This window comes from Comamonas thiooxydans, assembly GCF_002157685.2.
GTDB lineage: Bacteria > Pseudomonadota > Gammaproteobacteria > Burkholderiales > Burkholderiaceae_C > Comamonas > Comamonas testosteroni_H.
The window spans coordinates 2,150,636-2,173,900 of sequence record NZ_AP026738.1 but is presented as its reverse complement, the minus strand read 5'-3'; the positions used below and the strand labels follow the sequence as shown (position 1 = coordinate 2,173,900).

At 57.5% G+C, this 23,265-nt stretch carries 19 protein-coding genes; 9 read left to right on the top strand and 10 right to left on the bottom strand.

Annotation, left to right across the window (positions count from 1 at the left end; translation table 11 throughout):
* Nucleotide 1 precedes the first annotated feature (1 nt).
* The 3 genes from CTR2_RS09975 to CTR2_RS09965 all read left to right on the top strand — a co-directional run bounded on the left by CTR2_RS09975 (nt 2) and on the right by CTR2_RS09965 (nt 3,356).
* Nucleotides 2-2,254, top strand: a complete 2,253-nt coding sequence (locus tag CTR2_RS09975; protein WP_176391680.1) for a phage tail protein — start codon at nt 2-4, stop codon at nt 2,252-2,254.
* Between the two features lie 156 nt (nt 2,255-2,410).
* Entirely contained in the window at nt 2,411-2,644 is a 234-nt protein-coding gene (locus CTR2_RS09970; RefSeq protein ID WP_087084215.1) for a Com family DNA-binding transcriptional regulator, read from the top strand.
* On the top strand, nt 2,565-3,356 hold the full coding sequence (locus tag CTR2_RS09965) for a DNA adenine methylase (protein WP_087084216.1): 792 nt from the start codon (nt 2,565-2,567) through the stop codon (nt 3,354-3,356). The genes CTR2_RS09970 and CTR2_RS09965 overlap by 80 nt, the downstream gene beginning before the upstream one ends.
* Before the next feature lie 99 nt (nt 3,357-3,455).
* Here the strand turns inward: CTR2_RS09965 and CTR2_RS09960 are convergent, their stop codons facing one another.
* The 3 genes from CTR2_RS09960 to CTR2_RS09950 form a co-directional block, all read right to left on the bottom strand.
* A complete protein-coding gene (locus CTR2_RS09960; protein WP_176391681.1) occupies nt 3,456-3,599 on the bottom strand; it encodes a hypothetical protein in 144 nt (47 codons plus the stop codon).
* Nucleotides 3,600-3,797: 198 nt separating this feature from the next.
* Nucleotides 3,798-4,862, bottom strand: coding sequence for an aromatic ring-hydroxylating dioxygenase subunit alpha (locus CTR2_RS09955; RefSeq protein ID WP_087084218.1), 1,065 nt, complete (start codon nt 4,860-4,862; stop codon nt 3,798-3,800).
* 38 nt (nt 4,863-4,900) lie between these two features.
* Nucleotides 4,901-5,851, bottom strand: coding sequence for a PDR/VanB family oxidoreductase (locus CTR2_RS09950; RefSeq protein WP_087084219.1), 951 nt, complete (start codon nt 5,849-5,851; stop codon nt 4,901-4,903).
* Between the two features lie 306 nt (nt 5,852-6,157).
* Here CTR2_RS09950 and CTR2_RS09945 point away from each other — a divergent pair, with 306 nt between their 5' ends.
* Both CTR2_RS09945 and CTR2_RS09940 read left to right on the top strand, forming a co-directional pair.
* Nucleotides 6,158-6,619, top strand: a complete 462-nt coding sequence (locus tag CTR2_RS09945) for a MarR family winged helix-turn-helix transcriptional regulator (RefSeq protein WP_087084661.1) — start codon at nt 6,158-6,160, stop codon at nt 6,617-6,619.
* Between the two features lie 608 nt (nt 6,620-7,227).
* Entirely contained in the window at nt 7,228-8,127 is a 900-nt protein-coding gene (locus CTR2_RS09940; RefSeq protein WP_087084220.1) for a PhzF family phenazine biosynthesis protein, read from the top strand.
* 254 nt (nt 8,128-8,381) lie between these two features.
* Here CTR2_RS09940 and CTR2_RS09935 read toward each other — a convergent pair whose 3' ends face one another.
* Together CTR2_RS09935 and CTR2_RS09930 are read right to left on the bottom strand one after the other, a co-directional pair.
* Entirely contained in the window at nt 8,382-9,077 is a 696-nt protein-coding gene (locus CTR2_RS09935) for an aspartate/glutamate racemase family protein (protein ID WP_087084221.1), read from the bottom strand.
* The gene (locus tag CTR2_RS09930; RefSeq protein WP_087084222.1) at nt 9,074-9,859 is read right to left on the bottom strand and encodes a glutamine amidotransferase; all 786 of its coding nucleotides are present in this window, start codon (nt 9,857-9,859) and stop codon (nt 9,074-9,076) included. The genes CTR2_RS09935 and CTR2_RS09930 overlap by 4 nt, the downstream gene beginning before the upstream one ends.
* A 103-nt stretch (nt 9,860-9,962) precedes the next feature.
* Here CTR2_RS09930 and CTR2_RS09925 point away from each other — a divergent pair, with 103 nt between their 5' ends.
* Nucleotides 9,963-10,847 (top strand): LysR family transcriptional regulator, encoded by an 885-nt coding sequence (locus tag CTR2_RS09925; RefSeq protein ID WP_087084223.1) that lies wholly within the window; start codon nt 9,963-9,965, stop codon nt 10,845-10,847.
* 1,602 nt (nt 10,848-12,449) lie between these two features.
* Entirely contained in the window at nt 12,450-13,604 is a 1,155-nt protein-coding gene (locus CTR2_RS09920) for a GGDEF domain-containing protein (RefSeq protein ID WP_254913395.1), read from the top strand.
* Nucleotides 13,605-13,644: 40 nt separating this feature from the next.
* On the opposite strand, the gene CTR2_RS09915 is transcribed toward CTR2_RS09920, so the two are convergent.
* Nucleotides 13,645-14,043, bottom strand: a complete 399-nt coding sequence (locus CTR2_RS09915; protein WP_176391558.1) for a hypothetical protein — start codon at nt 14,041-14,043, stop codon at nt 13,645-13,647.
* On the opposite strand from CTR2_RS09915, the gene CTR2_RS09910 reads away from it, so the two are divergent.
* Nucleotides 13,970-15,043: a linear amide C-N hydrolase gene (locus CTR2_RS09910; protein ID WP_087084227.1), complete on the top strand. Its 1,074-nt coding sequence runs from the start codon at nt 13,970-13,972 to the stop codon at nt 15,041-15,043. The genes CTR2_RS09915 and CTR2_RS09910 overlap by 74 nt on opposite strands.
* Nucleotides 15,044-15,445: 402 nt before the next feature.
* Entirely contained in the window at nt 15,446-16,285 is an 840-nt protein-coding gene (locus tag CTR2_RS09905; RefSeq protein ID WP_087084228.1) for an SDR family NAD(P)-dependent oxidoreductase, read from the top strand.
* A gap of 987 nt (nt 16,286-17,272) precedes the next feature.
* On the opposite strand, the gene CTR2_RS09900 is transcribed toward CTR2_RS09905, so the two are convergent.
* The 4 genes from CTR2_RS09900 to CTR2_RS09885 form a co-directional block, all read right to left on the bottom strand.
* Nucleotides 17,273-18,523 carry a helix-turn-helix transcriptional regulator gene (locus tag CTR2_RS09900; protein ID WP_087084229.1) on the bottom strand — a complete coding sequence of 417 codons (1,251 nt, stop codon included), beginning with the start codon at nt 18,521-18,523 and terminating at the stop codon, nt 17,273-17,275.
* A gap of 184 nt (nt 18,524-18,707) precedes the next feature.
* Nucleotides 18,708-21,197 (bottom strand): sensor domain-containing protein, encoded by a 2,490-nt coding sequence (locus CTR2_RS09895; RefSeq protein WP_087084230.1) that lies wholly within the window; start codon nt 21,195-21,197, stop codon nt 18,708-18,710.
* Complete coding sequence (locus tag CTR2_RS09890; RefSeq protein ID WP_254913396.1) at nt 21,194-22,438, bottom strand: HD-GYP domain-containing protein; 1,245 nt, start codon at nt 22,436-22,438, stop codon at nt 21,194-21,196. The genes CTR2_RS09895 and CTR2_RS09890 overlap by 4 nt, the downstream gene beginning before the upstream one ends.
* Before the next feature lie 110 nt (nt 22,439-22,548).
* Nucleotides 22,549-23,262 (bottom strand): sulfite exporter TauE/SafE family protein, encoded by a 714-nt coding sequence (locus CTR2_RS09885; RefSeq protein ID WP_087084232.1) that lies wholly within the window; start codon nt 23,260-23,262, stop codon nt 22,549-22,551.
* Between the last annotated feature and the right edge of the window lie 3 nt (nt 23,263-23,265).

Here is a 23,265-nt window from a genome sequence, read left to right as displayed (position 1 = left end):
TATGGCTTGGAATCCTTTGGGCACGCCGATGCCAGTCCTGGTGCGCTATGGCTACACCATCATCTACAACACGGAGCGCGTCACGAGTGTCTTCAATTATGGGTTTGGCGACCTGACCATCAGCGACGAACGCATCGGTGCCAACGCTGTCAGCCAGTACAACGCCATTGAGCTGCACAGCAGTGCAACTCCGCCTGGCCAGGCCGACCGCACAGTGCTGCGTGGTTACGCAAGCGCTGGCTGGCCGACGGATATCTACCCTGGCAACGTGCAGACCGTCGATGGCGGCGCCTTGGAACAGCGGGCAAATGTCGAGAATGACGGCTGGATAGAACGCCGAGGCTCTGTCGCCGGCAGATTCATACAGATGGATATTTCGGGTCGTCTGCTGCGGCAAGCAAGCGGCGGCTTCGAGAATCTGACCTGCCAGGTGGTGGCTGAGTATCAACTGCCAGGATCGAACGCCTGGCAACCGATGCCGTTTTCTCCCATGACTCTCAGCAATGGCAGCACCCGGCCGTTGCGTGAGACGTTTTCGGCCATGCTCCCTCAGGCTGTGGCCAAGTTCCGCGTGCGGCGTGTCACCCCTGAGTACACCGATGCCAGCAATGTGGCCGAGATCGAATGGACACGCCTCAAGATCTTCCGCGATACCGATGCTCTGTACCCAGCGCAGTTGCGTCGGGGGATGATGGTCAAGGCGACAGGCCAGCTCAATGGCCGAATCGACCGCTACTCGGCCCTGCTGCGCCATAAATGCTGGGTCTGGAATTCGTCGGCTCCATGGGACGGCTCCATGCCGGCAGTAGGTGCCGGTGCCTGGCAGTGGACATACAGCACGAATCCTGCCTGGCTGTTCCTCTATTTCTCGCGCGGCGGGTTCCTCAACCCCACCGCTGCACCGGCCCACCTGGGCCAGGCAGGCTGGCTGGATGAACCATCAGCCAGCAATGGCGAGCGGCTTTTCGGTGCCGGCCTGCCTAATGCCCGCATCGACTACGGCACGTTGGTTGCCTGGGGGCAGTACTGCGCCGCAGCCCAACTGACCTGCCGCATGCTGCTGAGCGGCGCGCGCAGCGCTGGCACTGTGCTCGATGACATCGCTGCAGCCGGCCGAGCCAGGAAAACCTGGGCGCCCGGCAAGCTGTCGGTTTGGTGGGAAAGAGATGGCCAGCCCTGGGTGGCGGCCTTCGGTGCGAGCAACATCATCGCGGGCACGTTCAAGATCGCCTACATCACGGACGACACGGTCGACGAGTTCGGGCTCTCATACAGCCAGGCCGATAACGACTATGAGGCAGACACGGTCTATGCCAAGGTTCCAGGCGTCACGCTGCCCGTCAATCAGCAGGTCAGCCAGGCTACGTACAGCATGCCAAAGGCCCAGGCCCAGCGCCTGGTCAACCTGCTGGCAGCCTCGAAGTACTACCACCGCCGCACGATCACCTGGGAGAGTTCCATCATGGGGCTGACCGTGGCGACGGGCGACATCATCCAGCTCGGCCACGATCTGACCCGCTGGGCCTTCAGCGGTCGCCTGATCGGCTTGGGCTTGACGGGCACCCGCGTAGCTTGGGTGGATTTGTCGGCTGAGGTGGAGCTGCCAGACGGCAATGACTTCTATTTGATGGTCACACCGCCAGGTGGCGACCCTTTCAGCGTGCGGTGCGCCAAGCCTGTAGGCCGTACGCGCCGGCTGGCCCTGGTGGGCAACTGGCTCGCCTCGGCCGCGCCAGGCTGGCTGGATGCAGGCACACCGAACCCGCAGGCGTCCGTAGAGTGGGAGGACACGGCACCCGAAGACTGGACGTTCCTGGGCGGCCCACAGCAGACGCCCGGTAAGCGCGTGCGCGTGATCAGCATGGAGCCAAGCAGCTCCAGGCGCGTGCGTATGACGGTCAGAGACGAGTATGAGCAGTACTACCCACTGGAGTGGGGCTTGGGTGTTGTGCCCGAGGTGCCCAGCGGTGAGCGTCGTGTGGCCAGGGCCTTCAATCTGTCGGCCGCACCGCTGCCCGATGGCGGGACACGCCTGGCCTGGGAGCTGGAAGCCGCTCATGGCGCCGATGTGCGAGTCTCGGTGAATGGCGGGCCCAGCCAGCAAGTACCAGTGGCTGGCCACATCACAGTCCTCGGCCGCGAGCTGCTCCTGCCACCGTATCCAGCCGGCACGCGCCTGGCTGTTTCTCTGCTGCCGGTGACGGCCGGGGCGCCGGTAGGCGTTGAAGGCGACCAAATGGAGATCAGCCTATGACCTAAACGAAAAAAAGACGGGCGACCTAGTCAGGTGCTACGAACACCTGGCCAAGCCCCAAACCGCAGAACACGCCTGCAAGTCTGGCAAGACCCGCCACCCTGTACAGAGTGCGGTGAAGCCTATCAGAGTTTCGCCACAGAAAAGAGACTTGCAATGCAGGAAATACGATGCGGCTCATGCCGTCGTAAGTTGGGCGAGGGGGAGTACTCCCGCCTATCCATCAAGTGCCCCAGGTGTGGGGCCTTCAATCAGCTGAGCGCCACGAGCGCCCCAACCGAGCCCCATCGAGGGCCATCAGCTGAGATAAATGACAAATCCCATCATCCCCTGGATCGGCGGCAAGCGCCGCCTGGTCGATCTCCTGCTCAAGAGGTTCCCGCCGCATAGCTGCTATGTCGAGGTGTTCGCCGGCGGGGCGGCTGTGTTCTTCGCACGCCACCCGGCCGACGTCGAAGTGCTGAACGACGTCAACGGCGACCTGGTCAATCTATATAGAGTGGTCACCCATCACCTGGAGGAGTTCGTCCGCCAGTTCAAATGGGCTTTGACCAGCCGCCAAGTCTTCAAATGGCTACAGGAGACACGGCCCGAGACCCTGACGGACGTGCAGCGAGCCGCGCGCTTCTTCTACTTGCAGCAGCAGAGCTTCGGCGGGAAAGTCTCCGGGCAGACTTTCGGCACAGCGACGACGGCACCGGCTATCAACCTCCTGCGGATCGAGGAGAACCTCTCGGCCGCGCACCTGCGGCTGGCGGCGGGCACTTATATTGAGCAGCTCGACTGGTCGGCCTGCATCGACCGCTACGACCGAGCTCACACGCTCTTCTACATGGACCCGCCGTATTGGGAGACAGAGGGTTATGGCGTGCCGTTCCCTTGGGAGCAGTACGAGCTGATGGCCGCCAAGCTGCGGACGATCAAGGGTAAGGCTGTTATCAGCATCAACGACCACCCAGCGATCAGGGAGTGCTTCAAGGACTTTGAGATGGAGGCGCTCAAGCTGGACTACACGGTCGGAGGCGGTGCAAACCGCGTCGAGCGGGGTGAGCTGGTGATCTACAGCTGGAACCGGGAGGACGAGCCGGCTGGGCTGTTCTAGGCGCTCCGCCCCCAAGCCTGCAGAAACAACGAAGCCGGCAGACGCCGGCTTTTCTTTCGTGGCAGGTCATTTTGTAATTCTCTTTCGTCGTGCGAAAGTTCAGGCCTTTGCATTTATCGCACCGTGAAGCTGGCATTTATCGCGCGCGGCTTCAATATTGATGAGAAAACACAAGGCGATGACAAACCATTGGTATGCCGACATTGGCTTGTCATCCATTTTTCCCACGACTGAAGGGTTCATGGTTGTATCCTTTATAAGTTGCTACGTCAGGCGTAGCTCGGCCTTGGCCTGCTCATCGCTAAAGCAGTCCATCTCGGTTTTGATGAAGCGGATTTGGGTGGTGATCAGACGCGGGATGGATACCGGCTGATTACCGTTGATGCAGGGGTACGCTTGAGAGGGTTGGGCCAGAGCAGCCCATGCCTTTCGCGTTGGCAGTTAGGCCATAAGCCTTTCAATAATCCGTCGAGCGCGATTCGCTCCCACGTCGACATGGATATCAATCATGGACTTGGGGCCGAAGCGAACCATGTTCTGATACTGCGCTTCAATCACGACCTTGTCCTCGTCAAAAGTGAGTTCAGTTTGCTCCAGTACCTTGCGTTTGACCTCCTCCACGTCCTTGGTCGGATTGGTCGCCATGGTCCAAAAGTAGTGACAGGTCGTCTCGCTCTCTGGCGTGACCCCGTGAAAGCCACGCATGTGAAACCCGCCTCTTTGCGGATCATCCATTGCGTCGGTTCCCTGATCGACAGCACCTGTCCAGATCAGCAGATGGGATACGCGAAATTCGATCTCTTGCCAACGGTCCACATTCCCTCTGAAAGGGAAAGCTGCGGAGTAAGTCGGAGGCGGTACCGAGTCGGGCATATACCGCACCACTCTTACAAAGTCTCCTTCGCTTTCGACCTTCATTTCTGCATTCATATGCAGCTTGGCATTGCCCCCGATGGTGTGCAGATGCACATAACCGAGGTGACTGAGATCCAACAGGTTGTCGTGAATGAGCTGGTACGGTGCGTTGTAGTGGTAAACATCACCTCCATAGACATACTCTGGCGAGCTGTGGACCGGATACGACGGTGCGTCGCACAGGGGCTCAGGATTCTCTGCCTTTCCGAACCAGATCCAAACGAGGCCGTCCCGCTCTTGCACGTGATAGGCCGAAACTTTGGCTTTGGAGGGAATTTTGTCTTGGCCGGGGATCTCTATGCACTTCCCCTCAGGGTTGTAGAGCAGACCGTGGTAGCCGCAGCGCAATCCGCAACTCTCCACCGTTCCAGAGGACAGAGGCAAGGCACGATGGCAGCAACGGTCTTCCAGTGCCGCCACCGTGCCGTCGCCCAGGCGAAAAAGCACCACAGCTTCTCCCAGCAACTTACGCCCGACCGGCTTGTCTGCCAGTTCTGATGCATGTGCTGCGACATACCACTGATTGAGAGGAAATTTGCTCCTTTCCGGCGCAGAGCTCTCTCGAACGGGATGAATCGAAATGGTAGTCATCGTGGTCTCCTTGGAAAATCGTTGTGGGGAAGCTGAAATCAAAGATCGAGCACCAGCAGCTTGCTGTGCGCTCGGGAGCAGCAAGGCGTGAAGCACTTGTTCGTGGCCTTCTCTGCATCCGTCAGATACTGGTCGCGGTGATCGGGAATGCCATCGAGTACCTGAGTCACGCAGGTTCCGCATATGCCTTGCTCACAAGACACGGGGATATCCAGGCCAGCTTGATCAAGCACTTCGAATACCGATGCACCGACAGGTATCTCGTATCGGCGTCCTGTGCTGGCGATCTGCACTTCGAACAGCTGATCGCCTTCCTGCGGCGATGAGTCAGCGGCAAAGAACTCCTTGTGAACATTGCCTGATGGCCAATCACGCTCCGAGGCAGTAGCAAGCACACAGTCCATAAAGCCACCTGGGCCACACACGTAGATGTGAGTGTCGGGATCTGGTCTTTTTAATAGTTCTGCAAGATGGACGTCGGCATTGCCATCCAGGTGCAAATGCACCGACTGCGCCAAGAATTCCGATCTCAGCAGTTCACCAAAGGCCGCGCGGGCCTGAGATCGACAGAAGTAGTGAAGCTCAAAGTCATGTTGCCGCAGGGCGAGTGCTTGCGCCATGCAGATCAGCGGCGTAATCCCGATACCTCCAGCTAGAAGCAGATGCTTTCTCGCTGCAGGTGCCAGTTCAAACAGATTTCTGGGTTCGCTGGCATGAACCCTAGATCCAACCGTGAGCTGCTCATGCACGGAAATCGAGCCACCGCGTGACTCTTTCTCGCGCTGAACTGCGATCGTGTACTTGGCTGAAGATCGGGATTCGCTTGGATGGCACAAGGAATATTGCCGGACTAGACCATTCGGCAAATGAACATCAATGTGGGCTCCAGGTTCAAATGCAGGAAGAACCATTCCTTGCGCAGAGATGAAGTCAAGGCTGATGATGTCCTCAGCCTCCTGCACTCTTCGTTGAACAACAAGCTCTAGCATGAGGGACTCTCTATTGAAAAAGCCAACGCCTCTCCCTGACACAGAGCGTCATGGACTTTGGCTGTAATTGGGTTGCCTGTTCCAAGTTGCCGCTACCGGGCAGCTGGACTCGCGGAGCAAGGCTTAGCGTTTGATCGATTGATGGCTCATGTTCATGATCCTGTTCACAGTTGACTGATTGGTTTCGCAAATTTAGTTGAGATATCAACCAATAAAACGCAGCTATAGTGCAATCAGAGATACGTCAGTGTATGAAAATCGGTTGAGATATCAACCAATATTTACCCTAAGTTGGGCCTACAGTGCATGAAGAAAAAAAAGAAACTTGACCTTGAGCGCTACGCGCCAGCCTTGCTGGCTTTCATCGCGAACAAGCTGTCTTCCGGGGCATCGCAGGTCTATCGAGAGAACTTCGATGTGGGCATCGTCGAGTGGCGTGTCTTGTCCATGCTGGCGGTGGAAAACCATATTCCTGCGCAGCGGATTTGCCAGGTAGTCGGATTGGACAAGAGTGCGGTGAGCAAATCTGTTCAAGTGCTGCAAAACGCAGGCTATGTGCAGGCGCAAGTCGATGCGGTAGATGCGAGGCGATACACCCTCAGTCTCACCGCAGAGGGCCAACATTTGCATGATCAGATCTTCGATGTGGCAAAAGAAAGAGAGCGTCGTCTTCTGCAAACACTGACTCCCGAAGAAGTGGAGTTGCTGATCGATATGCTCAACCGCCTCCACAAGCAGGTTGATCACGTCAATGCGTACAGACCCTAGGGATACAAAGCCACGCCGCTTCGCGGCGCGGCTGAATTCAGATGCTATAGCTGTCTGCTCTGGGTAATCATCACCCTGTCGCTGAGCACAGAAGCGGTAGTTCGATTCAGTACGCGCCTAGTTGCACCGTCGAGTGACTGGCTCCAAAGATAAAGCAGCCGTTGTAGGTGCTGCCGAGCCTCCGCAGAATTTCGGATGCTGCAAATAGTGCGGGATGAGAGCATCAAGCTTAAAGCTCGTCAGCCGTGTGACTGGTTCCCCGGGGCACGCAAGCCTTCTGCAGCATGCAATGGCAGGTGAAAAATCTCGTGGAGGCGATTGACGTGTTTCGATAAGCGGTCATCCCAACTATCAATCCTGAAACCTGCTTCATTTGCAACACTACTGCCGCCTAAGCGGTAGTCAGTGTGTTGCATCGACTGGTTGAATCCGCCACCGCTTGGGGCTGTCGCTGTTCAACACAAAGCAGTCGTTCCGAAGTGAAATCGCCGGCAAGCGTATGACATGATTCAGCGCCACCCTCGCCGCAGGCATACCCTGCCCCACCCGCAGCGTCTCGCAAGCGGTGCGCTTTCTTGTTTGCCGCTGTCCATCAACATCCCTCCGCCATGAGCACCGCCATCCCCCTTCAGCCCCGCCCTTTCATGACCGTGGATGTCTTCACGATCGTGCCCTACCGCGGTAACCCCGTAACTGTAGTGCTTGATGGGCGCGGCCTTGACGATGCACAGATGCAAAACTTTGCGCGCTGGACCAACCTGTCCGAGACCACCTTTGTCCTACCCCCGACGGACACGGGCCGTGCCCAGGGAGCCGACTATCGGGTTCGCATCTTCACCCCGGCCGCCGAAATGCCGTTTGCCGGCTACCCGACACTGGGCACCTGCCACGCTTGGCTCGCCCAGGGCGGGGTCCCCAACCATCCAGAGCGCATCGTGCAAGAGTGCGCCAAGGGTCTGATCCCCATCCAGCGCTCGATCCACGGCCTGGCCTTCGCCACTCCGCCCCACCAGGCCCTGCCCCTGCCTGACCACTTGCACCTGATCTACGAGGCTCTGGGCATAGACGCAGCCCAGGTACAGGATGCCGCCTACCTGGACAATGGAGCACGGTGGCTATGCCTGTTGCTGGACAACACGGACAGCGTTCTCGGCCTGGAGCCCGACTTGGCACGCATCAAGGCCATGGGCCACAAGGTGGGAGTGGCGGCTCTGTATCAGGCCGCCAATGCGATGCCACTGATCGGCGGCGCCTGCCAGGAGACACAGGCACAGTTGGAAGTGCGCGCCTTTTCCACCACCGGTGTGGAAGACCCGGTTACCGGCAGTCTGAATGGCAGCCTGGCTCAGTGGCTAATCGCCCAGAAGCATATGCAGGCGCCCTACGTGGCAAGCCAAGGGATCCGCGTGGGCCGCAACGGCCGAGTGTCCGTGCAGAAGGATGCACAGCAACAACTGTGGATTGGAGGCCACACAGTCACCTGCATGCAAGGCACGGTCCAACTGTAAGAGCGCCCCCGATCCATGAGGCGTGCGCCAATGATCAATGCAGCCAACTTCAGCAGCGCCTCGTGGACACCAGTAGCGACTTGTACAAGTTGGCTGGCAACTTGACCAAGCTTGAGATCACCTTGAAGTGAGATGCAGTGTACAAGGTGGCATTACAGACGCCGAACCGGTGTCTGAACGGCTGGGCCGATTGAGTCTGTCGCTGTTCGATCGAGAAGACCGCAATAGCCTTGGTAGCTGGGCCTGAAGTAGGCTCAGCTCGAAAGCACCGCACGAATCAATGCCTCTACGTGGATTTCGACGGTATCGAGGCAGGGAACAGGGCTGTTGCGGTCACTAAGGATCAGCGGCAGTTCAGTGCAGGCGAGTGCTACATGGTCGATACCTTCACGTTGCTGCAAATCCTGAATGATGGCAACGAACTCCTGGCGAGTGTTCTCTTTGACAAGGCCGTGCTCCAGTTCGGCCTCGATCTTGGCCTGGATTTGCGCAATCTGATGCTCACTGGGCACGATAACTTGTATGCCCCGATCTTCAAAAGGTGTCTTGAAGAATGTATTTGTCATGGTGAACACGGTACCCAGCAAACCGACTCTTCGTGCGCCTCGCTCCTTTGCCGCGTTGCAGGTGGCATCAATGGCACTCACTATGGGAACCGGCGACAGCGGGAGTATGCGGTCCAGAACGATGTTGGGCGTATTGCCAGTCAACCCCACCATGTCCGCACCACCGGCGGCCAGGCTGTGAATTGCGCCGAGCACATAGTCGGCAAGCTGCGCGAACTCGCGCTCACGACAAAGGCTGAACACCTTGAAAGCGTTGAGGCTTTCGATGGACAGGCGAGGCAGATTCTCCTTGCCAGTCTGTGCCTGAACGCCGTGAATGATCTTTCGGTAATAGGCCACGGTGGACTCCGGGCCGATGCCACCAATGAGGCCGAGTTTCCTCATTTCGCCGTTCCTTGAGGTAATTCCGGGTGGTTGTCCATGGCGACATTCAGCGAGGCGGCTGAATTGCCTGCTGAAACGGTGTCAACATGGGTTTCGATGAAGCGCTTTAGCAGCATCAACGGCGTTGGTGTCGGACTAACGCCTTGCAGCATGGCCGCTGGATCCAGACCTTCCGCGCGCAGCACTTGCGCTCTTGCATTGATGCAGGCTGCCATGATTTCAGATGTGAACTCTGGATGAAACTGCACGGACACTGCGGTAGGGCTGTATCGGACTACCTGATGGGGATCGTGAGTTGAGCGAGCCAGTGCCCTGGCTCCATTGGGCAGGCGCAGGATGGTCTGAAGATGTGTGAGGTGGGCCTGGAAGCGAGGTGGGCATCCGGCAAGCCAGGCGTCCGGCTCTGCAACCGCCAGTTGTTCGATCTCCAGACTCCCCATCTCTCTGCCGTCAGGGTGGTAATCCACTGCTCCTCCCAGTGCATGAGCCATAAGCTGATGCCCATAGCAAACGCCCATGAGAGGCATCCCCTGTGTCACAGCCTGCCGTATCCATATGGCGGTCGCTTCACTCCAGGGATGCTGATCGGTCACCATGGACCACGAGCCCGTGATGATCGCCGCACGATGCTGTCCGGGCTCGGGCATAGGCTCTCCTTCATACACCTTCACAATGTCCATGGTTTCGGGCCTGCAGCCGACGGCTGCCAGAAACCACTGGGGAAGATCGCCTGCGATGACTCGGATGTCCTCGGGCGGCGTGCCCGCCTGGATCAGCAGCAAAGATGGAGAGTCCACGAGAAATGTAGGAAGGTGGCAAGACCTCACACTTTAGTGAAACAAATCCATCATGAATACTGAATTCCAATGATGAGCAAATCTTTAAATGAGAAAGATCGATCTGGAATCGCTGGCGTTCTTCAGGTCTGTTGTCGATACCGGTAGTGTCACCCAGGCTGCCAGGCAGATGAACCGCGTGCAGTCCAATGTCACCACGCGCATCCGCAATCTGGAGGAGCGTCTGGGCGTGCAACTCTTTTTGCGGCATGGCAACCGGCTCAAGCTCTCGGCCGAAGGCGAGGTACTGCGCGGCTACGCCGAACGGATATTGCGACTGTCGTCAGAGGCCGAGTCCGCAATGCTGCTTCGAGCGCCGCAGGGTACGCTACGACTGGGCACACTGGAGAGCGCGGCAGCGGCGCGACTGCCTCCGTTTCTATCCAGATTTCATGAGCGCTACCCGGATGTGTTCATCGAACTGGTTACCGGATCCACATCACGGTTGCTGGACATGGTTCAGCGTTATGAAGTGGATGCAGCGCTGATTTCTGAGCCCTTTACGACACCGGGACTGGCGACCCAGAAAGCATTCGATGAGGAACTGGTGCTCATCGCCGCACGCTCGGCTACCGGTGTGCTGGATTTGGAACAGTTGTCACGCTGCACAGTGATTGCATTCCCAGCAGGCTGTTCGTACCGTCGAATCCTGGAGGAATGGTTTGCCAGTATCGGAACTGCCCCTCACCGCATTCTGGAGATGGCGTCCTACCACGCCATCGTGGCCTGCATTGCAGCCGGTACGGGCGTTGGCATCATGCCGCGCTCCATCTTGAGGGCCGTACATGCTGAACCACAGTTGCAAGTGCTTCCCCTGCCCAGACACTATGCAGAAGTGACCACGCATCTGGTCTGGTTGCCACAGCAGGAGTCAGCCTCCATGGAGGCGTTGAGGCAAATGCTGGCCGCCGACCACCTAAAGAGTGGACCTTAAGCTCCTTGAGCTTAAGCAGCCGCTTCTGGTCGTTTCCGACCAGACTCCATGCCGCAGCCGCAGCTGCCTGCTCCGAGACACTCTCGCCTGCCCGACGGGCCGCCGATCAAAATCGGCCACAAGCGCATCTACCCAACTTCTTGCAGCACCTGAAGTCCCACAACAACGACTAGCCCAGCTCATCAAAGTTCCGCATGAATAACTGATGCAGGCCAACCACGTCAACTCCTTCGACAATCCCAGTTGAAATCGATGCCAACGCCACACGCGCGATGATTGCGGTCGATGAATGGGAAATGCCTTTGGTTGAAGGATGCTGGACTTACCCAGTCAATACTAGGCGATCGGAACCTCCTGGAGTGGCTGGGCGACAAGACCGTGCAGCGTCTAAAGGAAGATCCTTGGAGTGCCAGGCAGGAAATAGCGGCATTCGCACAAAATGAGGTTCTTGCTGCTAATCACGGCGCCAGCCAAGGCCTCCAGAAGTGTCATCCCCGCCTGCCCACAGCGGCATGCTGCCTGGACCTTGATACGCTCCACGCCCCCATTCATAGCGCATATCACTGCTTCCCATCGTCTGCTGGGCACCTTGCGCTGGCATGTGTCCGGCATCACGCCCCGGCATCATCGAGCAACCCGCCAGCGTACTGGCGACTGCCGCAATTAAAAGTAGCGCTTTCATGACAACTCCTTGAGAAGAAGGAGTCTTCAAGGCTATTCCTGAGGCGTGTGCCCGCTGTAAGTTCTTGTTGAACGGCTACTTTGCTTACCTAATTCATACAACAGTCAGTATTGATGCGCTCTGTTTTTTGAAGCTTTGAAGCCATAAAACCTGGCTGTCTACCTGATGACGAGGCTGATCGGCTCTTTCTGGCAGGCTGATGAGCCCTTTGTTCCAGTGAAGGCACTGCGCGACGAATTCGTGTGCCCAGGCACGTATGCCGAGCGGCTGGACGAAAGGACCGTGCAGTGCCTCGAAGCAAAACCTTGACCCTGCTATTCACCTACATGTTCTGAGCCCCATAGAAGGCACCATCACCTCCGGTCCAAGGACGTCCATTGTCGTCATGCATCCAGCGATCCCGGTCGCCGCTCGTATTCATGCCGCCCATCGTCTGGCTGGAACTCTCGGCAGGCATAGACCCGGAACTACGTCCCGGCATCATTGAGCATCCTGCCAGCAGGCTGGCAAGTGCCGCGATTAAAAGTAGCGCTTTCATAGCAACTCCTTAAGAACGTGGAGCATTGCAGGCTAGTCTTGCCGCGCGCACCGCATGTAAGTTCTTGTTGAACTTCCTGTTTGCCTACCCAATTCGTGCACCGTCCCGGTTCAAGCGGGCTTTTTTGTTTCTGGAGCGCAATGTTCAAGAGCATGATCATTTACCGCAGTGCCGTAGGTCGGCATGTCGAGTTAAAGGCGCCAGGAAACGCTTCTACCGACATAGCCTTCCAATGACTCTGGGTCACCTTGCCGTATGCACCGATAGCTATCAAGTTCGAGCCAAGCTTTGCCAGGTCACTCACCGTAATTTTCCGGGGCCAGAATTCGGGCAAACTGTTATTTGTAACAACCAACCGCACTTTAGCGACCATTAACCGGCAATGGCTCACTCCCCTGAAAAAACACGCGGACCACCTTTGTGGGGCCCTAAGTCTTCATCGCCTCTTGCCAATGAAACTCAGCATTTCGAACGCTGGCGCAAGCGCACATGGCAGTTGCACGCTTCGGTCCTATTGAGCCATCTATATGCCTTCATGCTATTCCTCGGCCACTGCTGGGCAGGCTACGTGCCGTTGCATGCAGTGCTGCTGTATGGGCTCTGGATAGGTGCAGGGATGGCCTTCATCACCTGGGCCTACGCCAGTGGTTGGAGCCAGACACGGAGTGACCCTGGCTTGTTCTTCTGGCACCAACTGGTCTCGGTTACAGGGGTGCTGGGCTTGCTTGTCGCAGCTCCTCCGGTTGCGTTCCAGGCACTGGTTATGCTTCTGGTCTTCAGTACCGACGGCTTTCTTGCGCCGCGGCGGACCAGTTTCTGGATGACCTGGAGTTGCACGCTCATTGCAGTTGCGCTGGCTGTCTACTGGGTAGGGCCACAGATGCGCATGACCACCGACACCCTCATCGGACAGTCCCTCACTGTCGGTGTCATGCTCGGAGCAGTCGTCCGATGCAGCGTGCTGGTCACCTACTTTCGCGGCATGCAATATCGACTCAGTGCGAGTAATGAAAAACTGGCCATCGCGCTGAAGCAGATTGAAAACTTGGTGCGCAACGATGACTTGACGGGACTGGCAAACCGCCGAGGGGTCATGGATCGACTGCAACAATGTATTCATGCGGCTCAACGCAGAGACGCCCCGTTTTGCATCGCATTGCTTGACATTGACTTCTTCAAACAGGTCAATGACCGTTACGGTCATGAAGGAGGAGATCAAGTGCTTCGAGCCTTTGGACAACTTCTGTCTTCGCAGATTCGTGCAACCGATTGCGCTGGTCGTTACGGCGGAGAAGAATTTCTTCTGGTGCTCTGTGATACCCAACTGACCCAGGCAGGAGTGCTGCTCGAAAGAATTCGCGAAAGCACAGAAGCACTCCCGTGGACACAGTTAGTGCACAAAGATCTGCAAGTGACGTGTACGTTGGGTGTGACTCAGTATCGACAGGGAGAAACCGCAGAAGCCCTCATCTCGCGCGCTGATGCTGCTATGTATCGAGGCAAGGCCGCTGGACGCAATCGCGTAGTTCTCGCCTAGTTCAAATCTACCGCTAACCAAGACCCTGAGCCGTCAGCCGTCAGATCACTGCCTTGTGAATGGTCATTCCCGCCCACTGCCCACCGCCATCAAGCACTTTGCGCTTCTTGATGCGGGTATGGACGCCGAGAGCCTGCACGATCGCAGCTTTCCTTGAAATAGGAGGTGCCATTGCCAGGGACAAGCCCTCGCGCCTGACGTTCGTGAATCGCCATTGCCTTACCGGGCCTATTGCAAGAGCAGGTACTGATGCCGCTTGAATGTTTATGGCCTGACATCTACGTCGCTGGAGCTCAATCAACATCTCACTACCAATGCATGTGGCATGCTTGGCACCATTCACATTTTTTAACCGTGGAGGCTCAATGAAGATGAATATGCCGTGTATCCGCCCTCGTGTGGCAGCCTTGCTGCTTGGAGTTTCAGGTCTAGCAGCCATGTCCAGCTCCTGGGCATGCACAAGGCTGGTATTTCACGGAGCCAACGGCCAAGTGATCACTGCACGATCCATGGACTGGAAGAGCGACATCGTCAGCAACCTATGGGTCCTGCCGCGAGGCATGCAGCGCACTGGCGAAACCGGCCCCAATACTGTGCGCTGGACGTCCAAGTACGGTAGCGTCATCACTTCAGGCTATGACATTTCCACTACCGACGGAGTCAACGAAGCCGGTCTGAATGCCAACCTTCTATGGCTCGTCGAGTCGCAATATCCTGCATTTGGCACCAATAGCAAGCCAGGCCTGTCGATTGCCGCCTGGGCTCAATATGTACTGGACAACTTTGCGACAGTGCAGCAGGCAGTAGCCGCGCTAATTCAGGAACCATTCACCCTCGTATCCGACACCATGCCTGGTGAAAACCGGCTGACAACCGTACACCTTTCAATCTCCGACGCCAGCGGCGATAGCGCGATCGTGGAATACATCGCAGGCAAGCAAGTCATTCATCATGGTCGCCAATACCAGGTCATGACAAACTCGCCAACCTTCGACCAGCAACTGGCGCTCAATGCATACTGGAAACAGATTGGGGGCACCACAATGCTGCCTGGCACCAACCGTGCAGCAGACCGCTTCGCCCGCGCTTCGTTCTACGTGAACGCAATACCCAAGGATCAAAGCCCGAACAAGGCACTCGCCAGCGTGTTCAGTGTGATTCGCAATGCCTCTGTTCCTTATGGCCTGAATACTCCGGAGGAACCCAATATTTCCTCTACACGCTGGCGCACCGTGTTTGATCACGAGCGCAAGCTGTATTTCTTTGAGTCGGCACTGACACCCAACACATTCTGGGTGGACCTGAAGGCACTGGACTTCAGCAAGGAAAAAGGCAAGGTCATGAAGATCGATCTGGGACCGGACCAGAATCACACTTATTCAGGGGATGCCACTGGCCAATTCAAGGCATCCGAGCCGTTTAAATTTCAAGGCATCTGATCATTTCTCAGCAAATGATTCTGCCCTGATACAAACCCGCGCCGTGCGGGTTTTTCTTTCTGGAGCGCGATGTCTCAGCCAAGGCTGGCGGTCAGCCCCCCCGCCTCTTAGTTGCCACTGCTCCAACGCAAAAAGGCGTACCGACCTCTTCCACTTGCACTCAGCGCACCCCAGAAGATCTCTGACTGACAAGCCAGCAGGAACCCTTCAATGGGCGCGTGTCCCTAGTCCCATCAGACGATTTTCCTCAACTTCGCCACTTCAAGAATTTGGCCGATGAGTTGCTCGATCTTCAACGGCTGCATCGTCCTTGATGCGCAAACTGGAGAGCAGGAGCATCAAGCCAGACCGAAGAATCTTGATTCGTCTGAATGTTCCGGGTCCCTATCGTAAGGAAGTGGCATGTCGTATACGTTGACTGGTTTTGAAGGCAAAGTGGCCGTGGTCACCGGTGCAGGCCGGATGCGCAGCATCGGTCGCCCCATTGCACTGGCATTGGCGCAAGCCGGTTGTGATGTTGTCCTGACGGGCACGGGCCGCGCCCCCGACACTTATCCGGAAGATGAGCGCGAGGCGCATTGGCGCGATATCGAATCGGTGGCAGATGAAATCCGTCAGCTCGGGCGCCGCGCCCTGCCTATGGTCTCCGATGTCAGCAATCCAGAGTCCATCGATGCATTGCTTGCATGCACGATTGCAGAATGGGGTCGTGTGGATTTTCTGATCAACAACGCGGGCGCAACCCGCGGCGACGACCGCATCCCGGTGACAGAGCTATCCATCGATACATGGCATCGGGTGATGAATGTCAACCTGAATGGAACCTTCTATATGTCTCGTGCGTTCGCAAAACAAATGGAGGCACAGGGAGAAGGCGGCGCCATCGTCAATATTTCATCGCTGGCCGCGCAGCTGCTGGCACCCGACACTGGCGCCTACGCCACCACCAAGGTGGCCATCAATGGCCTGACCACCATCATGGCGCGAGAGCTTGGCCCCAAGAAGATTCGCGTGAATGTCGTGGCTCCAGGCATCGTGGAAACAAGTCGCCTGGATGATGTGCCTCGCGGCAAAGTGTGGGACGACATGATCGCCAGCTACATCTCTCTGGGTCGCGCAGGTACCGGCGAAGATATCGCCCACTTGGTCGCATTCCTGTGCAGTGACCAAGGCGAATGGATCACTGGTCAAAACATCTACGTCGACGGCGGCCATCTGCCAACGCCACGACGCCCAACATGAATTAACTACACTCCAACCGTGAGCCGCATGAGTGGGCTCTGACAAACCACTTCAATCAACAAACAGGCTCGCCATCGTGCGAGCTTTTTGTTTCCTGGAGCGCCGGAGCGCCATGCGCACTGCACCACTAAGCAAGCCCCATAGCCTTTACAGCCGCTTCGTAAGGTACGGAGCGGGCCACCAAGGCCGAATGGCCTGACGTCCAGATTCAGGAAGCAAGAAAGATTGCCACCTGACTCCTTCATGAGCACAGAGAGCCTGGCACAGAACCCACATCACTCTATCGAGCTTGAATATCACCGACGCGAATGACGACAGGCCCCTGACCTTGATCGTGCTTTGTCGCCGCCAGCCCATGAATTGCTTGCCAATGGGCTCTGTATGCCGCCAAGTTCTGCCCCGCTCCAGCAAGTTCCTTGGCTCTCGTCAGGCGCTCAAGCGCATCGCCACTGATAGCTGCTGATCGAGCCTCACCGTTGGTCCTGTACTCAAACACAACCCTGCGCGGGCTCATTTCATACGTTGCACTGGCATCCATTCGATCCATACATGCCTCACTGAATTAATCAGCAATAGTTTACCCATAGCTCTCCACTATGTTGCTTTTACTTTCTGGAGTCCTGTACTCAACACTCAATCTGGTAAGCGCTGCCGCAGCTGCCATTCGTCCATCTCCTCCAGCTTTCAAGAAGACCAGGGACGAGCACCACCCTACAGCCACTGCCCACAAACACCTCAGCCCGTCGCGTGCTTTTCTCATTCGAGGAGCCGAAGCTGGTTTCAACCTTGCAGGCAGCGTCTCCGCCGTGAAAGTGCCGACCTCTAAGGCAGGACCCAGCCAGTGAATGACGACTTCACGCGTCATGACTGCGACTCCAGCAGCCACGAGGCGATGACAAATGCAAGCCCCACGCTGGCAACCGCTTCCAACCAGACACAAGAAACAGCCCGCATGCGGGCCTTTTTTGCCTGTTTTCCGGGCTGGAATCAATGATTGCCCAACCAGGCCACGCTGTTGAGAAAGAGTCGCACCAGTTCGGTCTGACGACGAACCCCTGTCTTGGAGAAGATGGAGCGCAAATGGGCGCGGGCAGTATTGGGTTTGATACCCAGAGCCTCGGCCGCCTCCTCCAAAGACATGCCGTTGCTCAGATGCGTGGCCACTGCCGTCTCTGCAGGAGTCAGATGGAAAAGCTGCTGCGTGAGCTTGACGGGTGGCTCTGCCTTGCCCGTCGTATCACGCAGAAAAACCGCTACGCTGGGACGTTGCTTGCCTTCGGTCCATTCATCGGGAGAGATGCTTTGCACCACCACGCCCCAGTTGAGTTGACCGGACTGGCGAGTGATGGACATGCCCTCGGTCATGGAGATGCTCTCCAGCTTGGGAGAAAGCAAGGCATCACGGATCAGACGCTGCAGCCGGCGATTGTCATTGGCATAGACGGCCTCGAGCGCACCGTTGTTGACCCGTATTCCATCGCCCACGTTCAGAATGGTGGTGGCTGCTGGGTTGGCCTCGATCATTTTCCCCGTCTGATCGAGAATGACCACGCCCATCATCAGCTGCGCAGTGGCACGCCCGTACAGCGAAATGACCTGCCGGTCACGATGCAGATTCAGTTGCATGTTCAACACCCGCTTGAGGTGCGGCACCAACATGCGCACCACGTCCAGATGTGTTGACTCGAATGCTCCCGCCGCCGCAGGCCGCGTGATACGCCAACCATAGGAGCAGCCGTTATCGGTCATGACATCCACGGCCAGAATGTGCTCGATGTCCACCCCCTTGCACCAGTCGGTGTAGTAGCGACAGGAATGCCATTCGGCCTCCGTCATCACATCCAACAGGGTGAGCACCTTGTCCTTGACGATACCGAGAAACGGACTCCATTGCGCATAAGGGTCGTAAGGAATGACCTCGGAGCGACCGCCCGTTGCTGAAATCACCCAGCCCACATTCTCACCATGAGGGTCGCGCACCACGAGCGAGGCATAGTTGCCATTGGCGCTTGAGCGCAACAGCTCCAGAAATACCCTCCAGTTCTGAGGGTCCATGGCTGACTCGTACAGCGCAGTAATCAGTTGACTCAGGGCTTCGGTACCGATGACCGAGGCCTGTTCCGGCGAAGAAGCTGCCTCAGGCTCCACAGCATACGGAACGGGAAAGCCGGTGACGGCCTGAAGAGCATTCGGGCGATAGTTGTAGAAATCAAAAGTTGCGTAATCGCTTTTGGGCATTTGCTGTCTCAAAAAATCCGGCCCATCAAATACCGCACAGTTACTCAACTCTGCGCGCGTTCTTCATTGATGCACGCACCCGGAAGTCGGCCCAAGAAATGGCTTGATTTTGCTGAGTCCTCACAAACTGCGCATCGTCAAATCAGACGATAGGAAACCTAGCAAAAAAAAGCATGCCCTCCGACTATTGCAGCCCTGCAATATGAATACCACTGGCATCGTCATCCGACGAATACTGCTGAACTCTCGGCTCCTGCTCGGATGCACCCAGCTCCAAGCGCTTTCGGAATTGCTCCGCTGGCAAGGCTGGCGAGCACAGATAGCCCTGAAAGTAGTCACCCTGTAACTGCTCAATGGCCTGGCATTGTTCCTGCGTTTCCACACCTTCTGCCACAAGTTCCACACCCAGTGCCTGCCCCATGCTGATGATGGCGCCCACAATGGCCTTGTCTCCCGCATCGTGCGGCAGGCCGCGCACAAAACTCTGGTCGATCTTGATCTTGGAGATCGGCAGTTTTTTCAAATAAGCCAAGCTCGAATAGCCGGTACCGAAGTCGTCAATGACCAGGCCCACACCCAGTTCTGCGATCTGATGCACGCGCAAAGCCATTTCCTGCGCCTCCTGCAGCAAAATGCTCTCGGTCAGCTCCAGCTCCAGCCACTGTGCCGGCAAGCCGCTGGCTTCCAGCACGTATTTGAGGCGATCCACAAAGTCCGGCTGCCTGAACTCCAGCGCGGAGACATTCACCGATACCTTGACGGGCATGCCCATAGCCAGCCAGCGCGCCGCCTCTTGCACTGATTGCTCCAGCACCCAGGCATCCAGCGCAACCACATAGCCGGACTCCTCCGCCAGCGGAATGAAGGCAGCAGGAGAGATCACCCCGAGTTCGGGGTCCGTCCATCGAAGCAAAGCCTCTGCCGCCACGATGCGACCCGAACGGATATGTACCTGTGGCTGAAAGTGCACGGCCATATGCCCCTTGTCCAGCGCCTGGCGCATGGCATGCTCCAGCTTCATGCGCGAGAGCAGCCCCGCACTCATTTGCGGCTGGTAGAAGCTGAAATTGCCGCGTCCACGCTCCTTGACACGATACATGGCGATATCGGCCTGACGAATCAGCTCGTCCAGCGTCAAACCATCCGCTGGAAATTGCGCAGCCCCAATGCTGCACTGAACGGAAAAACCCAGACCGTCAAGCATGAAGGGCTGGCGCATTTCGTCCAGAATACGGGCGGCCACGGCCGAAGCCCCTTCCCCCGTGCAATCGTGCAGATAGAGAACAAATTCGTCCCCGCCCTGACGACACAGCACATCGGCAGGGCGCAGCAGGCCGCTCAGCCGCTGAGCAACCAGCTTGAGCACCCGGTCGCCGAAGTCATGGCCCAGTGAATCGTTGATGATCTTGAAACGGTCCAGGTCCAGAAACAGAATGCTGAAGGGCTGCTGTGTGAAGCGCGCAGCAGTGATGGCGGCTTGCACATGACGGCTCAAACTCAGGCGATTGGGCAGCCCTGTCAACGCATCACTGTAAGCTAGCTGTTCAATCTGCTTTTGGGCACTGCGCTGCATGGTCATGTCGCGCATAAAGCCAATGCTTTGTACCAGACGCCCATAGCCGTCACGCAATGCCACCCAGGACAGCCAGACCGCGCAGCGCTGACCTTCACTCTGCTTGAGCCAAAGATTGCCCTCCCAGAAGCTGCCCACATCCCAGCGCGCGGCGGCCAGTTCCAGCAGGTCGGACACAGGCCCTCCCTCGGACTCGAACAGCGTCCAGGCAGCGAGCCCAAGCACCGCCTTGCCATGCAGCAACTGCCCGCCAGCCGGGTTGACCTGAACGATGACACCATCGGCATCGGCAATGAAGATACCGTCCAGGCTGGACTCGAACACTCTTGCAGCCAGACGCAGTTCTGTCGCCGAGCTGGATTCCACCGTGATGTCTCGATAGGAGTAGATACGCCCTATCGCCACACCGCGACTGAGCTGAGGCACGGAGCGGCGCTCCAGAACCCTGCCACTGAGCAGTTGCAGAACCTCCGAGGTTTCAGGAGCCGACAGGTCCTGTGCATCCTGTAAAAGAGTGAACTGGCTCTCGCTGCTGATGGTCTGCGCCTCCAAATGGGCAAAGACGGCCGCATCATCTCGCTGCACGAGCAGGGGTTCGGGTAGTTGCCACAGCTCCGCGAAACGGTGATTGAATGCCCGAATGCCGCCGCGCAGATCACAGACCAGCATGCCATCTGCAGCGGACTCAAGTGTCGCCCGCAACTCTGCAAGCAGCATGTCCAGTTCGCTCTCGTGCCGCAACTGCTCGCTGCGGTCGAGCATGGTGAGCATCAACCAGCGTGGATTCAGGGCGATGGAGCTCACCCCCATCTCCACAGCTGTCAATGAGCCAGTGGCTGTACAAATTTCTGTGAGAAATTTCGCCCCACCCACCCAGTTTGAGGCATCCTGCCAGAACGCTTTTTGCACCAGGGAGGCGCACAGCACATCGACGTACTGCTCCTGCGCCTGCTCGGGCGTGTAGCCTGTGAGCTGCATACTGGCTGCATTGGCATGCACGACACGCAATGTCTGCGCATCCAGCAGCCAGACCGCCTCCTGCAAACCATCGAGCATGGAGGCAAGCAGAGGGTCAATCAGAAAACTCTGCTGCAAAGTCACGCGAGGTCTTTCTCGGCAGCAGGTGCTGCAGAACTGTCAAAAAAGTAGCAAAGACGCCTTTGCGGCTGTAAAGCTTCTAACGCATTTCGAGAAAGCTGATTTCGCGTCAAACCTCGGCGAATACCCAGACCCACATATTCAAGCAAATCCACGAACCGCAGCTTCTGCGGGGCCTGCATGTCATAGGTCAGCACCTGCGGCTTGAGCGACTGGCTGGTGTTGACAGACACCACTACGCCCATCCGCCCATCGCTTAGTTCCACCAAAGAACCCGGCGGATAGACCCCCAAGGTCTGCACGAATGCCTTGAGCACATCGGGCGCATATCGCTGGCGATACTGTCCGTACAGCGCAGCCATGGCTTCATGAGGCGTCATTTCGTTGCCTTGCAGTGGCAGATTGCACAAGCGCTCAAAATTATTGACCAGCGCCAGGATCTGTCCGGCAATGTCCATATCTTCGGCCAGCAAGCCAAGTGGAAAGCCTGACCCATCGGCCCATTCATGATGCTGGGCAATGGCCGTCGTGACGGAAGGAGGATAGCCCATGGATAGAGCCAATGCCACCGACTCTCCGACATGCCGCGCATACACGGTCTCTCGCAGAGGCGTGCGGCCCGTGCCTTGATTCAGTGCATTGGCCGATGCAGAAATCTCAAGCCCCGGCTTGCCGATGTCATGCAACAGGGCTGCCGAGCCCAGATCCTTCAATACGTCATCGCACAGGCCCAGCGTCTTACCCAGCAGCAGGCTCAGTACAGAGACGTTGACACCATGAACGCCAAAGGTGGCCCCCCCCGTATCCGCGAGCAGATGCAAACTCAGATCACGAGCCTGCGCCAGTTTGACGACTTGCTGCGCAACCAGCATATCCGTCGTTGTCCGCGCCTTCTCGGGGTTGGCTGGCAACAAGGCCTGCACGTCATCAAATACGGAAACCGCACCCAGAAACCTGGATTGCACGCTCAAAATGCTGTTGCGCCATGCATGCGCATCATTCTCGGGGGGGGGAGGAACGAGTTGAGGGTCTGCCGCCGGAGGCGCAGCCGCTGATTCCAGATCGCTTCTCGATAGATCAACCTGGACTGCCTTGAGCTTCAGGGTTCTGAGTGTCTGCAACTGCTCGTCATTGACAATCTTGAAGCTGCTGACGGGAAACGGATGGCGCAACCAGCCAGTCTCCAGATGGACATACATGCCGATACGCAGTTGTCCGATATCAATAGCAACGAAACGATTCACTTTGAGCGCTACACACAAGATAAGACATTATTCCGCAGTTCCATGACTGCTCAAGCATGACTAGGGTCTGTTGGGATGCAAACAGCGTCAACAACCCCCTCTTGTGTGACTTATCGGCACCAAAGGCTGGGTTTGTAGACCAGGTCCATCCACAAAGCCCAACTCGCAACACCAATCAGCATCAGACCTGCAACTCTGGTGCCCCACCTGGCCCGCAATGCATTGACATGCGACTGCCCCAGTTGCCACAGCCAAGGCCCCGCCAGCAGCCACAGTGCACCACCAACGGCAAAGGCTGCCATTGACAAAGCACCTTGCCAGGCGCCGCCACTCAAGGCCGCCACCAACACCGCCGAATACAGCAAACCACAAGGCATCAGTGCCCAGGCAAAGCCTGCTGCCAGACTGCCGCCCGGCGCGGTGACCCAGGGCTGAACCCTGGCCCAGACGGAACGCCCCGCCCGCTCCAGCCAGGCTGGCTGCCGCGCCTGCACCACCATGGCCAGTCCCCAGGCCATGACCGCCACATGCATCAGCGTCCACAGTTTCTGCAATGCCGTTGTCTGACTGGTCAGCCAGGACAGACTTTCCATGGCCACGGCCGCAATTCCTCCCAGCAGGGCATAGGCAGCGATGCGGCCCAGATGAAACAGGCTGGTACGCAGCCATTGGCGTTTTTGCAGGCCGAGCACGACAACTGGCTGCCCGCCGCCGACAGGCTTCGCTGCTGTGACCACACTGCAGGGAGCAGCGCACATCACAAGACAATGGGGCCCACCCACGAGCCCCATGATCAAAGCAGTCCAGACCAGCGAAAACAACATGCG

Excerpts from the sequence above, each read along its gene's own strand:
- CTR2_RS09975 (WP_176391680.1), top strand. The coding sequence starts at position 2 with ATGGCTTGGAATCCTTTGGGCACGCCGATGCCAGTCCTGGTGCGCTAT.
- CTR2_RS09970 (WP_087084215.1), top strand. The coding sequence starts at position 2,411 with ATGCAGGAAATACGATGCGGCTCATGCCGTCGTAAGTTGGGCGAGGGG.
- CTR2_RS09965 (WP_087084216.1), top strand. The coding sequence starts at position 2,565 with ATGACAAATCCCATCATCCCCTGGATCGGCGGCAAGCGCCGCCTGGTC.
- CTR2_RS09960 (WP_176391681.1), bottom strand. The coding sequence starts at position 3,599 with ATGAACCCTTCAGTCGTGGGAAAAATGGATGACAAGCCAATGTCGGCA.
- CTR2_RS09955 (WP_087084218.1), bottom strand. The coding sequence starts at position 4,862 with ATGACTACCATTTCGATTCATCCCGTTCGAGAGAGCTCTGCGCCGGAA.
- CTR2_RS09950 (WP_087084219.1), bottom strand. The coding sequence starts at position 5,851 with ATGCTAGAGCTTGTTGTTCAACGAAGAGTGCAGGAGGCTGAGGACATC.
- CTR2_RS09945 (WP_087084661.1), top strand. The coding sequence starts at position 6,158 with ATGAAGAAAAAAAAGAAACTTGACCTTGAGCGCTACGCGCCAGCCTTG.
- CTR2_RS09940 (WP_087084220.1), top strand. The coding sequence starts at position 7,228 with ATGAGCACCGCCATCCCCCTTCAGCCCCGCCCTTTCATGACCGTGGAT.
- CTR2_RS09935 (WP_087084221.1), bottom strand. The coding sequence starts at position 9,077 with ATGAGGAAACTCGGCCTCATTGGTGGCATCGGCCCGGAGTCCACCGTG.
- CTR2_RS09925 (WP_087084223.1), top strand. The coding sequence starts at position 9,963 with ATGAGAAAGATCGATCTGGAATCGCTGGCGTTCTTCAGGTCTGTTGTC.
- CTR2_RS09920 (WP_254913395.1), top strand. The coding sequence starts at position 12,450 with ATGGCTCACTCCCCTGAAAAAACACGCGGACCACCTTTGTGGGGCCCT.
- CTR2_RS09910 (WP_087084227.1), top strand. The coding sequence starts at position 13,970 with ATGAAGATGAATATGCCGTGTATCCGCCCTCGTGTGGCAGCCTTGCTG.
- CTR2_RS09915 (WP_176391558.1), bottom strand. The coding sequence starts at position 14,043 with ATGGCTGCTAGACCTGAAACTCCAAGCAGCAAGGCTGCCACACGAGGG.
- CTR2_RS09905 (WP_087084228.1), top strand. The coding sequence starts at position 15,446 with ATGTCGTATACGTTGACTGGTTTTGAAGGCAAAGTGGCCGTGGTCACC.
- CTR2_RS09900 (WP_087084229.1), bottom strand. The coding sequence starts at position 18,523 with ATGCCCAAAAGCGATTACGCAACTTTTGATTTCTACAACTATCGCCCG.
- CTR2_RS09885 (WP_087084232.1), bottom strand. The coding sequence starts at position 23,262 with ATGTTGTTTTCGCTGGTCTGGACTGCTTTGATCATGGGGCTCGTGGGT.